This window comes from Paenibacillus sp. UASWS1643 (genome assembly GCF_008693195.1).
Classification (GTDB): domain Bacteria; phylum Bacillota; class Bacilli; order Paenibacillales; family Paenibacillaceae; genus Paenibacillus; species Paenibacillus amylolyticus_B.
This window is the reverse complement of record NZ_VXKZ01000001.1, coordinates 1-207: the sequence shown is the minus strand read 5'-3', so window position 1 is coordinate 207 and position 207 is coordinate 1. Positions and strand designations below refer to the sequence as shown.

The window sequence follows — 207 nt, the reverse complement described above, 5'->3', positions numbered from 1 at the left end:
AACATCCTGGATCATGCACGTGAAGCATGGGATACCCTATCCAAAGGTTTCAAGTCTGTGGTTAACGTTGTAGGTGGGTACTCGTCAGGAACCATCGAGTTAACGCCAGAAGAATTGAAGGAGATTGCAGGGAAATGGAGTCGCCAAGCACAGGATATGAGCCGTACCTTTGAGCGAATCCAACGGAACTTTTTTGAGTACACTGAG

General features: G+C 47.3%; 1 pseudogene. It reads left to right on the top strand.

Annotated elements, in window-relative coordinates:
• Window positions 1–207, top strand: a pseudogene (locus FE296_RS00005) (lipase family protein); the annotation flags it as partial.